Origin of the sequence: Terribacillus halophilus (assembly GCF_900162685.1) — a bacterium.
Taxonomy (GTDB): domain Bacteria; phylum Bacillota; class Bacilli; order Bacillales; family Amphibacillaceae; genus Terribacillus; species Terribacillus halophilus_A.
In genome coordinates this window covers 393962-406123 of sequence record NZ_LT727828.1, presented here as the reverse complement: position 1 = coordinate 406123, position 12162 = coordinate 393962, and the positions used below count along the sequence as shown (strand labels likewise).

The window sequence follows — 12162 nt, the reverse complement described above, 5'->3', positions numbered from 1 at the left end:
TCTTACTAAAATATTTTCCACTATTCCCCTATAATTTAAACACAGCTGCATTGCGGCAGTCTTCCAGAAGGTTTACAATGAATGAATTGATAAGGATGGGGGTACAGCACGTGAAAAAGTCAACATACATTTGGTTAGGTATTGCATTGTTTGCGGCGGCTTTAAATCTACGGCCTGCCATTAACTCTATTTCTCCGCTCATCGAAACCATTCAGTCAGAGTTACATATGAATGCATCCAGCGCAAGCCTGCTCACCTCAATACCTGTTTTATGTATGGGTGTCTTCTCACCTGTAGCAGCAAAGCTAGCGAATCGATTCTCTCTTGAATATGTTATTGCCTGGTCTTTAGGTGTTATCGGTATTGGCACGGTTATCCGCTTATTCTCTCATACTTCCTCATTTCTGCTCATCACAGCTTTTTTGGCAGGAATAGGTATAGCTGCGGCTGGCCCGCTTCTTTCCGGTTATATAAAGAAATACTTCCCTCACAACAGCGCATTTATGATCAGCATTTATACGGCAGCCTTGGCAGTTGGCGCAGGTGTCGCATCCGGCGGAGTAGCACCCATTCAGCATCTATTTAACTCATGGCAAATTGCGTTAGCATCTTGGTCGTTGCTGGCACTGCTTGCTATTGTAATTTGGGTTCTTGTTGTACTGCCTCAAAAGAAGAGAGATCGTGCCGCCCAGACTTTCGGCGGAGCTGAGAGGTTGCCGTGGAATCAGTGGAATGCATGGCTGCTCACCTTTTCTTTCGGCGGTATGGCTTTTATCTTTTATTCTTTAACCGCCTGGCTGCCCCCTATTGTTGAAAATATGGGCTATAGCAAGACCTATGCAGCTAACCTGCTTGTAATTTTCATGATTCTGCAGGTTCCTGCTAATCTAGCAGTACCTTATTTGCTAAAAAGAGTTCCGAGCCGCTTGTTTTGGCTCGTACTGGCTGCTATTTTTGAGATGATTGGTTTTGGCATGCTTCTGTTATCCTTCCTTCCTTGGCTGGCAGCATGCTTTATCGGACTCGGTGCAGGGGGACTATTCGCGATGAACATGCTACTTCCCATCGATGTCACCACCACACATCAAGCAGCCGCTTCTTGGTCGGCGATGGTGCAGGCAATAGGTTATATTATCGGTTCGTTCGGTCCAATAATTTTAGGTGCCGTAAATGACATGACAGGAAGCTTCTCGTACTCTATCTTTGTCCTAATTGCAGTCAATCTGCTAATGATTGTGATGCAGGTTCTCTCAGTTAAACGGAACTTCCGTGGATTAAAAAAATCCTCTTAACCAGTAATTGGATGATTACTAGTTTGCTAGATTGGGTATCTTATTATTACAAACCCAATCACAAGGAGGATTCAAATCATGAGTTCATTAACCAGAGACGTTTTCACTACCTATGCCGAGGACGATTCATTCGAGCTAGAACCTTACTTAGATCATCTGTTTGAAATGAATGAAGAAGAATCCGATAACGAATAAATTAAGAGAGCCGCTATAAAAGTAAGTATTTAGCTACAAAAATACACGCCGCTTTCAACACGCGGATGCTGAACCTCCCCTTGCTAGAAAACTGAGCTGCCCCCTGTTGTTGAACACAAACAACCGCGGGGTCTTTTTTTATGAAGTTGTAATTATGAGATCTGTATTTCTATATGTGTCAGAATTCAGAATTCAGATACCTTGAATACTTCTTAATAAACTGCAAAAGACCTAATCCATTACTATAATAATACGAGGTTAAAGACAATACAAAATTAGGCATGAGCCCGATAGCTTTTCGGTCTCATGCCCAGAAAATACATAAATACGTATTTAATTAGAGAGTTCCTTACAATTACTCAAACTGTTCCGGTCACTTTCTATTCTCCCTGCTGCTCTTGCTGCCCCTCTAAGATTTTTTTCTGTACGAAACGCAGATGATCATACATAGCAGTATGAGCTTTATAAGCATCTCTTTGCTTTAAAGCTTCATAGATTCTTTTATGATAGGCTACGGTCTTCTCTTTTTCCCGTACAAAGATATGATTGTTGATTTTCGCATGATATAGTAACAGCGAATGAATCATCCCATCAAGGATCAAGTTATTCGCACTAAGTGCGATGATCCGATGAAATTGTTTATCTGCTGCTCCATAGTTATTGTCCTCTGATTCTTCGATTTCTACGATTGTTTCGTATAATTCCTCAAGCTGCTGATCTGTAATTTTTTCGGTCGCAATTGTAACCAACCCAAGTTCAAGAACAATTCTCGCTTCAATGATAGCCTGGATATTATCACTTGCTAGATTCAGCATATCGGAGAAAGGTGCATAACCGATCTTCAAATTAAAGTATGTACCTTCTCGTGTCTTCCTTGTAATGATACCAAGCGTTTCCAATGCACTTAATGCCTCGCGCAGCACTGTTCTGCTCACTCCGAGAATCGTGATGAATTCCGCTTCGGTTGGTAGTTTATCACCTGGCTTCAACTGCCCACTTGATAAGAGATGCAATATACGTTCCACTACTTGTTTGGATAATGTTTTTCGATTGACATGTTCCACATTCATTTCCAATGGGTCTTTCTCCATTACGTCCAACACCTTTAATATGTGATAAGCTTATGATACTGATAATGGCACTAAATTACAAACGCATACAAAAGAGCCGGCCCTAAATGGAACGGCTCTAAAGCTGTCATCGAACAAGACAAGGCTTCTTATTGTCAAACTTCCAATTTTGAATCAAGTACTGCATTGCTACGGCATCATCACGGGCTCCAAGTCCCATAGATTGATACAGCTGATGTGCTTTTTCTATTTCTTCCATATCAATCTCCACACCTAAACCTGGCTTATCCGGCACAGTCAGTTTGCCTTCATTAATCTCATAAGGTTCTTTTGTCAAACGCTGTCCATCCTGCCAAATCCAATGGGTATCAATAGCCGTTATATTACCCGGCGCTGCAGCTGCGACATGGGTAAACATAGCCAAGGAAATATCAAAATGGTTGTTTGAGTGCGACCCCCACGTCAGCCCCCATTCATGACACATTTGTGCTACACGGACAGAACCTTGCATCGTCCAGAAATGTGGATCAGCAAGCGGAATACTAACGGATTGTAATTGGATGGCATGCCCCATCTGGCGCCAGTCAGTTGCAATCATATTCGTCGCTGTAGGCAGCCCAGTAGCTCTGCGGAATTCTGCCATGACTTCACGAGAAGAATAGCCGTCCTCCGCACCGCAAGGATCTTCTGCATAAGCAAGAATATCATGCTTGCCTCTGCAAAGATTGATTGCTTCCTCTAGTGACCAAGCACCATTCGGATCAAGGGTAATTCTTGCATCAGGGAATCGTTTTGCCAATGCTTCAATGGCCTGCATTTCCTTTTCTCCAGCCAAGACTCCTCCTTTCAGCTTGAAATCTCGGAATCCGTACTTCTCATACGTAGCCTCAGCCAAACGAACGATTGCTTCAGGAGTTAAAGCCTCTTCATTACGCAGATGGAACCAGTCTGATGTTGCATTTGGTTCTTCTTTGTATGCAAGATCGGTTTGTCTTCGGTCACCAATATAAAACAGATAACCTAGCACATCTACTTCGCTTCGCTGCTGTCCTTCTCCCAGGAGAGCTGCAACTGGCACTTGCAAGAACTTACCGAGCAGATCAAGCAGAGCAGATTCAAGTGCTGTAACAGCATGAATAGTAGTTCGCAAGTCGAATGTCTGGTTTCCACGGCCACCAGCATCCTGGTGGGCAAATTGCTTTCTTACTTGATTAAGAATTGCTTGATAGGAGGCAATGGATTCTCCAATTACAAGTGATTTCGCTTGCTCAAGCGTTTGGCGGATTTTCTCTCCACCCGGCACTTCACCAACACCAACAGCACCGGTAGTATCTTTTAAGATCAAAATATTACGAGTAAAGTAAGGACCATGTGCCCCACTTAAATTCAGCAGCATGCTGTCACGACCAGCTACTGGTATAACGCGCATTTCCGTAACTGCAGGTACTTGATTCGATTTTTCCGCTCTCACGTTTTCTGTCATCTGGTTCATAACTTAAATCCCCCTTATTTTATTTAGGCACTTCCAACTGAACTCGTTCGATTTTGCCTACAATAAATAAATAACTCAAAATTGCCACTAACGCATTAGCACCAACAAAAATGAGTGCACCATTGAAGGAGCCAGTTGCATTAACAATATAGCCAATAATGATAGGTGTCGTAATAGAGGCTATGTTCCCGAATGTATTAAACAAACCGCCGCTTACACCAGCAGTCTCCTTTGGTGATGTATCAGAAACAACTGCCCAGCCAAGAGCACCGAAGCCTTTACCGAAGAATGCAAGTGACATAATCGCAACGACTAGCCACTCAGCATCGACATAGTTACAAATAATCATACTGCACGATAGCAGCATTCCGATAATGATTGGTGTTTTACGCGCTGCAGTTAGAGAAATATTTTTTCTTAGTAAGAAGTCCGAGAACATCCCGCCGAGGATTCCTCCGAGAAAACCGCAAATCGCAGGGAGAGAAGCAATGAATCCAGCTTCCAAAATTGTCATGCCACGCCCTTGCACTAAGTAGACAGGGAACCAAGTTAAGAAGAAATACGTCAGTGTTGTAATACAGTACTGCGCGATATAAATACCGATCAGCATCCGTTTTTTCAATAACTGTTTAATAAATGGCCATTGCGATTGTTTTTCTTTTTTCTCCACGTTTTCCTTCTCTTGGTCCATATCAACCATTCCGCCGCCGGCTTTGATGTAATCAATCTCTGCCTGATTTGTCCGTGGATGTTCGCGTGGATTACGGATAACTTTTAGCCAGACTAGTGCCAGTGCAATACCAATTGCACCCATTACGTAAAAGACAAATTCCCAGCCAAAGCTGTACGTTAGCCAACCCATCAATGGTGAAAAGATGACAAGAGCAAAATATTGAGCCGAGTTAAAAATAGCGGAGGCTGTGCCCCGTTCCTTATTCGGGAACCATGCTGCTACGACCCGGCTGTTTCCTGGAAATGATGGCGCTTCTGAGAAGCCGACCAAGAAACGAAGCGCAAACAAGATGATAATCGCTGTTCCACCAGCAAAGAATCCGACCATTCCTTGCAGCAAAGTGAAAATTGACCAGATCATAATGCTCATACCAATGACTAGCTTGGAGCCAAACTTATCGAGCAGCATACCGCCTGGCAGCTGTCCTATTACGTAAGCCCAACCAAAGGCAGAAAAGACATATCCCATATCGACAGCACTTAATCCTAGATCCTGCTGAATTGCATCTCCTGCAATACTGATAGTTGCACGGTCAGCATAGTTTACAGATGTGACGAGAAACAGCATAAATACGATAAACCAACGGACTCTTGTTTTCTTAGCCTGCGGGTCTCGCAGACTCTCTTTGATTCTATCCATGTGTGTATCCCTCCCGCATCACTGTAAGCGTTATCATTATTAAGGAAGGAAAAAGGGCTTTTCGCCCTTTTTAACCTTTCACGAATACTGTTTTGATACTTGTGAAGAATTCCTTCGCTGCTTCACCTTGTTCTCTTGAATGAGAACTGGATTGTTTCATACCGCCGAATGGCGCCTGCAGTTCCACTCCAGCACTTTCTGCATTTACTCGGACAAGGCCTGCTTCCATATCTTCAACAAATTTCATGAAGCGACCAATATTCTTCGTGAAAATAGATGCACTCAATCCAAATTTCACATCGTTCGCTACATCAATTGCTTGTTCTTCTGATTCTACCTTAATTAAAGCAATAACTGGACCGAAAATTTCCTCTTGAGCTATAATCATATCATTTGATACACCTTCAAAGATTGTCGGCTGCACGTAAAAGCCTTTACTATAGTCGCCATCTGTCAGCTGTTCGCCACCTAGCACTAACTTCGCGCCTTCCTCTATCCCTTTTTGGATGTAATACAAGCAGTTATGGAGCTGCGCCTCACTTGCAATCGGTCCGAGCCATACATCATCTTGCAGACTGTTTCCTATTGTAATTTCCTTTGTTTTTTCAATTAAGCGATCCCGAAAAACATCGTAAATTGGCGCTTCTACAATGACTCTGCTTGTCGCCGTACATTTCTGTCCTGTGGAACGGAAAGCACCGCTAATTGTCGCTTCTACTGCCTGCTCAATATCAGCATCTGCTGCCACAATAACCGGATTCTTACCACCCATCTCAAGCTGATATTTAGCACCTCGCTCTAAAGCAGAAAGTCCGATACCCTTTCCGACATTGTTGGAGCCTGTAAATGTGATGCCATTTACTTTTGGATGTTCTGCTAGACCTTTGCCGATAACAGATCCCGCTCCTGTAACCAAATTGACGACCCCTTTAGGCAGTCCAGCAGCTTCAAAGCATTCCATGATCTTAATAGCTGTTATCGCTGTTTCGGATGCTGGTTTGAAAACAATCGTGTTACCATAAATAAGCGCAGGTGCCATTTTCCATATAGGAATTGCAACCGGGAAGTTCCAAGGAGCAATCACACCCACAACTCCGAGCGGAACACGTGTCGTGTACATAAAAGCACCCGGATCAGTTGACGGAATAACATCCCCAATCTGGCGCATCCCTTCACCAGCATAATATTTTAAAATAGCGATACCTCGCTGGGTTTCTCCGCGTGCTTCCGGTAATGTCTTGCCCATTTCTTTTGTGGCTGTTTCAGCAATCTCTTCTGCCTTCTCTTCAAGCTTAGCTGCTACTCGATAAAGAAATTCTCCGCGTGCAGCTCCAGTCAGGTTCCGCCATTCTTTACGCGCTGTGTCAGCCGCCTCAATTGCAGCCTCTAAATCTGCAGCACTTGAGCTTTGGATCTGACCAACTGGTGTTTCAGTGTCAGCAGGATTTTTCACAGTAATCTGTTCACCAGATTCAGAATCTTGCCATTCACCGTTGATAAAGTTACGGTATACATTCGTTGTCACATTTATAGGCATGTATTAGCTCTCCTTTATCTCTGTGTTTTTACTTTTTTCGGATACTTTTCCAATGCTTTCGCTAAGATCTTTTCCATTTCCTGATAATGCTCATTTGTTACAGGTGTAACCGGCGGACGAACATATCCTTTTGTTTGCAGACCAACAATTTCCATTCCCGCTTTAATCAACGAAACCGCATAGCCTTTTCGCTGTTTGCGAATATGATTTATTGGCAGGATAACATCTGTATATAATTCATTTAATGTTTCCTGATCTCCAGCCAATAGTGCTTCATAATACTGACGGGAAATATGCGGAATGTAATTGGAAATAGCCGAAGAGTATGATGTAATACCGAGCGGAATATATGCAGGCATTGTCACCTCTGCCATTGGCATCCCATTCAAGAATTCCAATCTGTCTTTAAATTCGTGGGTCAGACAGATATTCATGTCCATGTTTCCTATTCCATCCTTCAGTCCTTTTAGCTGTGGAAATGCTGTGAGCCGCCTTACCGTTTCAACGGAATAGACTGCGTTGTCTCTTTGATAGAGAATGCCATCTAATGACGGCGCACTCTCGAATATTTCTTTAGCATACTGGTAAAGCCCTTCCTGTTCCCCATGAATTAAGTAAGGTGGAAGCAGCAAATAACCGTCTGCTCCTTTTTCTTCTGACAGTGCCGCAAGTGCCATTGCAGACTTCAAATTACCGCCAACACCTGTGTAGATTGGTACTTTGCCACCAACAGCTTCATTTGCTACATCAAGCATCGTCTCAAATTCGGACTTATCCAAGGATTGAAATTCACCTGCACCGCACGCGATATAGATGGCATCAAGCCCTTCTTCTACTAGAAAGTTAACATTTTCATATAATGCCTTTTCATCTAACTTTCCTTCTGCAGTAAACGGTGCTACCGGAAACCCAAGGATTCCTTTTGCAATTCCTGTTGATTGCCCCATTGTGTACCTCCTTAAGTAAGCGCTATCAATTAATTTGTTTAATTGTAATACAAATAAACAATAATGAAAATAGCTTTTTAAGCAGGAACTCTATAAGATAAAAATACTATTATCGTGTATTAAATTAGAATTTGAGCATCACATATATATGCCAATGAATTCCAACAAAAAAAAGAGGTTATATTTCCTAGATAACCAACCATCTGTCAGGTTTAATTTTTTTACTAGAAGGTATAAGTAATGAACCCCCTTATTTTATTTTGTTACTCAATTTTCTATCCAACGGCTTTCGTTGGATATTTTTTTATGCATTTATTCAAGGCTCTCATTTATTTGATTGAATGCTTAAAAAAAACCAAACTTATGTGCACTCTACTGAATGTCATCATAGTTCGGTTTCAAGTCAACTAATATTTTTACACACTAAAATCTTGCGAAATATAGCCTTGGAAAAACTTATTCGAAGGTACTTCGTAGCCAGTTACGGTACCAAAGCGCCTCATCATTACTGCATTCCATGCTAGGAACCAATCTCGGTCTTCGTGTATCTCATCAAGCAGCATCGGTGTCATTTCGATATGACCGTCAAATAGATGGGCTCCAAGCTTAGCTAGTTGCAGCAAATCGCTGTCCAGTTCATAATCTTTAAACATTTGCTCATACGCAAAATGGCAATTTTCAATCTGGAAGTATGGCTTAAACAGTTTCTCCAGCCTGCTATCCCCAGCCATCATGTATAAAACAGCGAGGCAGCCTTTATTATTTAAAAACTCCGACTTCCCAATACCTGCTCGCAAGTTTTGGTATTTGATTTCATGATTTTCATCATGGAATTTTATATACAAGTTTCCCCCTCCTCCCGTCAGTTCTGCTTATCACCTGATAAGATTGTTGTTCCCTATCCTCTCCACGTTAAACAAAGAAGACCCTGTCGAAAACCGACAGGGTCTAATGAATCAAGATGATGTGTAAGAACCGCCGTTAATATGGATGGCTTGCCCTGTCATATAAGAAGCTTCATCTGAAGCAAGCATGACATAAGGCCACGCATGTTCAGATGGCTGACCTGGACGGCCCATTAAGCTGTCTTGGCCAAACTGTTCAATTTTATCTTCGCCAATTGTAGCTGGAATGAGCGGTGTCCAGACTGGTCCAGGCGCAACCGAATTGGCACGAATCCCTTTCTTAATAAGACTTTGCGCGATACTGCGTGTCCAAGCTGTAATCGCCCCTTTGGTCGCAGAGTAGTCCATGAACATTGGATTCCCGCGATAAGCATTGATAGAAGATGTACTTATAATCGAGTCGCCTGCTTCCATATGGCGCACTGCTGCTTTCGTTAAATAAAATTGGGAGAAGAAATTGACTTGGAACACTTCTTCAAATTGCTCTGAAGAAATCTCCAAAACATCTTCTCTCACATATTGAATCGCTGCATTGTTGACGAGAATATTGATCTTACCATATTCCTCAACTGTCTTCTCGACTAAGTTGATACAATGCTCTTCATCTTTAATATCTCCCGGCAGCAGCAAGCAGCGTTTTCCTTCTGCTTCCACAAGACGCTTCGTTTCCTCTGCATCTTCTGCTTCATCGAGATAGGAGATTGCCACGTCTGCACCTTCCTTGGCATATAATACAGCTACTGCACGGCCAATGCCAGAATCGCCTCCAGTAATAAGGGCTGCTTTTCCTTCCAATCTGCCAGCACCTTTATAGTCGAGCGGTTGATGCGGCAATGGATCCATCTTCGCTTCAATACCAGGTTGACGATCCTGCTGGTGGGTACTTGTCTGGCCATTCATCATATCTTTTGGTTCCATGGGGAAACTCTCCTTTGTCTGTATAAATGATACATTACTCTTCCTCTGTTTCCCCATTGCCAAACATCAATTGCAATCCTAGCGCCATCGCTTGGCCAAGTGCTGAATCTGCTGCGGCGTCGTTCGGCAGCACCCGCCAATAATTTGGGCACCAGCTTTATACCATGTCGGAGAGCAGCCAGCAAGCGATTCATCTCCCTGTGCACCTGACCATGTTTTCGACACCGCATCATATTTTTCACCAGAATTTGGATAAACAATAATTGGTTGCGATGTATGTTTCTTAAGTTCCTTCACAGCGTCTGTCACCACAGAGATAGGCGCACAGTTTAAGCCAATTGCCGCAATCTGATTACTACTAGCTGCCAGTTCTGCACAGCGAGCAAGTAGTGTCCCATCACTAATAGTTTTCGAATCACGCAGAGTAAAAGTAAGCCATGCTGAAGCATCGGGAAATTCTTTTAAAAGTTTGATTAAGATTTCGGCTTCACGTACGGAGGGAATCGTTTCAAAAGCAAGCAGATCCGCACCAGCTTCCAGCAAAGCTTGAATACGAGGTTTGTGAAATTGTTTCAATACCTCGTCAGACACTTGATAGTCCCCTCGGTATTCTGAGCCATCGGCCAAAAAGGCACCATATGGCCCCACCGATCCTGCAACGAGCGGTGACACTTGATTAGAATCGTTTGCTTCTTGCCTATAAATCTCTCTTGCTTCTGCTGCTAACTTAACTGTTTTTCCAATCAAGTCCTGCGCTTCTTTTTCCTCCAAACCATGAGATTGGAACCCCTCAACAGAAGCTTGATAGCTTGAGGTTATAGCACAATCGGCACCAGCTCGGAAATAATTCAGGTGTGTTTGGCGAATTAATTCTGGCTGCTCCAGAAGAATGCGTGCTGACCATAATGGGTCATCCAGGCTGCAGCCCTGCCTTTCCAGTTCTGTTCCTAATGCACCATCTAGTATCATTATTTTATGCTTGCTTAGCAGATGTTGAATCGGATTGCTTGGCATGACGTTGTCTCCTCTTTTTTGTATATTCGGTAATATAATATGCAGCATAACAAAACAGGACGAATGGGATTGTACAATACAAGGCAATTACCTGGGTAGGATCAAATGCGATCCCAACCACAGACGCCAGACATAACAAGAAAGCTGTAATCGGCACAACTGGATACCATGGCGTTCGGTAGCCAAGTTCGTTGTCCGCGTGCCCCGCTTCACGAAAACGACGCCGGAAGAGGAATTGGGATAAAGCAATGCTCATCCATACTGCTACAACCGCAAGGCCAGAAACAGATACTAAAACGAGATAGATTGTTTCCGGCGCAATAATGCTCGACAACAAAGCGAGTGCTCCTCCTCCCATGCTCCAGATAGTCGCCCGCAGTGGGATCCCTTGTTTAGAAAGCTTGGCGAAATATTGCGGAATGAGCTGTTTATCTCCGAGTGACCATAACATTCTGCTCGAAGCATACAACCCTGAATTCGCAGCCGAAAGAATTGCTGTCAAAATGACAAAGTTCATCACATCCGCAGCATATGGTATTCCAATCCGTGACATTACCGTTACAAAGGGACTTTCCAGTACCCCAGCTTCTTGAAAAGGAAGCAAGGCGGATAGCACCATAACGGTCCCGACAAAGAAGATAACCAGCCTGATGACTGTGGTACGAATTGCTTTTGGTACGGTTTTCTGCGGATCTTCTGTCTCTCCTGACGCTATACCAATTAACTCGGTACCGGAAAAAGCAAAATTAACTGCAAGCATCGTTAAAAGAATAGCCAAAGCACCATTAGGCAGCAGTCCAGCATCAGTGAAGTTCGTAAACAATGGGGCCGTATCAGTATCTTGCATCGGAATAATTCCGAATATGGCGGCTGTTCCAATTAATATAAAAAGAATAATAGCAGCTACTTTCACGAATGAGAACCAAAACTCAGATTCAGCAAAAAAGCGGACGGCTACACTATTTAAAAAGAATACTAAACCCGCAAACAGCGCACTCCAGATCCATACATTGATTTCCGGAAACCAGCGCTGCATAAGCAATCCAGCAGCTGTAAATTCTGACCCTAACGCTACCGTCCATGTCAGCCAGTACAGCCATGCAACAACATATCCTGTTGCTGGTCCTATGTACTTATGTGAGTAGCTATGGAATGCTCCTGTTTCTGGCATATGCACAGCAAGTTCGCCTAAACAAAGCATGACGTGGTAAACAACTAACGCTCCAATTAAATAGGCAAGCACCGTTCCAAACGGACCAGCTTGCTGGATTGTGTAACCAGAGCTTAGAAACAACCCTGTCCCAATTACACCGCCAAGTGAAAGCATAATAAGATGACGCGCCTGCATGTGTCGTTTAAAATTTGGTTTCGATGTCATGTTACAGCCTCATTTCTATCAGTCTAAGTATTTTGCCAACAA

General features: G+C 43.2%; 10 protein-coding genes. 1 reads left to right on the top strand and 9 read right to left on the bottom strand.

Annotation, left to right across the window (positions count from 1 at the left end; genetic code table 11):
- The first annotated feature begins 110 nt into the window (after window positions 1-110).
- The gene (locus B1K52_RS06775) at window positions 111-1292 is read left to right on the top strand and encodes an MFS transporter (RefSeq protein ID WP_256855858.1); all 1182 of its coding nucleotides are present in this window, start codon (window positions 111-113) and stop codon (window positions 1290-1292) included.
- A gap of 575 nt (window positions 1293-1867) precedes the next feature.
- Here B1K52_RS06775 and B1K52_RS06770 read toward each other — a convergent pair.
- The 9 genes from B1K52_RS06770 to mmuP all read right to left on the bottom strand — a co-directional run bounded on the left by B1K52_RS06770 (window position 1868) and on the right by mmuP (window position 12120).
- Entirely contained in the window at window positions 1868-2578 is a 711-nt protein-coding gene (locus B1K52_RS06770) for a FadR/GntR family transcriptional regulator (RefSeq protein ID WP_077306613.1), read from the bottom strand.
- 106 nt (window positions 2579-2684) lie between these two features.
- Window positions 2685-4049: a glucarate dehydratase gene (gene gudD, locus B1K52_RS06765; RefSeq protein WP_077306611.1), complete on the bottom strand. Its 1365-nt coding sequence runs from the start codon at window positions 4047-4049 to the stop codon at window positions 2685-2687.
- 19 nt (window positions 4050-4068) lie between these two features.
- Window positions 4069-5421, bottom strand: coding sequence for an MFS transporter (locus tag B1K52_RS06760; protein ID WP_143588850.1), 1353 nt, complete (start codon window positions 5419-5421; stop codon window positions 4069-4071).
- Between the two features lie 70 nt (window positions 5422-5491).
- Complete coding sequence (gene gucD / locus B1K52_RS06755; protein WP_077306609.1) at window positions 5492-6958, bottom strand: alpha-ketoglutaric semialdehyde dehydrogenase GucD; 1467 nt, start codon at window positions 6956-6958, stop codon at window positions 5492-5494.
- Between the two features lie 14 nt (window positions 6959-6972).
- Window positions 6973-7905 (bottom strand): 5-dehydro-4-deoxyglucarate dehydratase, encoded by a 933-nt coding sequence (gene kdgD, locus B1K52_RS06750; protein WP_077306607.1) that lies wholly within the window; start codon window positions 7903-7905, stop codon window positions 6973-6975.
- 416 nt (window positions 7906-8321) lie between these two features.
- Complete coding sequence (locus B1K52_RS06745; protein ID WP_077306604.1) at window positions 8322-8750, bottom strand: hypothetical protein; 429 nt, start codon at window positions 8748-8750, stop codon at window positions 8322-8324.
- Between the two features lie 111 nt (window positions 8751-8861).
- Window positions 8862-9728 (bottom strand): SDR family oxidoreductase, encoded by an 867-nt coding sequence (locus B1K52_RS06740; RefSeq protein WP_077306602.1) that lies wholly within the window; start codon window positions 9726-9728, stop codon window positions 8862-8864.
- Between the two features lie 78 nt (window positions 9729-9806).
- A complete protein-coding gene (gene mmuM / locus B1K52_RS06735) occupies window positions 9807-10742 on the bottom strand; it encodes a homocysteine S-methyltransferase (protein WP_077310525.1) in 936 nt (311 codons plus the stop codon).
- The gene (mmuP, locus tag B1K52_RS06730; RefSeq protein ID WP_077306600.1) at window positions 10702-12120 is read right to left on the bottom strand and encodes an S-methylmethionine permease; all 1419 of its coding nucleotides are present in this window, start codon (window positions 12118-12120) and stop codon (window positions 10702-10704) included. Before mmuP ends, mmuM begins: the two co-directional genes overlap by 41 nt.
- Window positions 12121-12162: the final 42 nt, after the last annotated feature.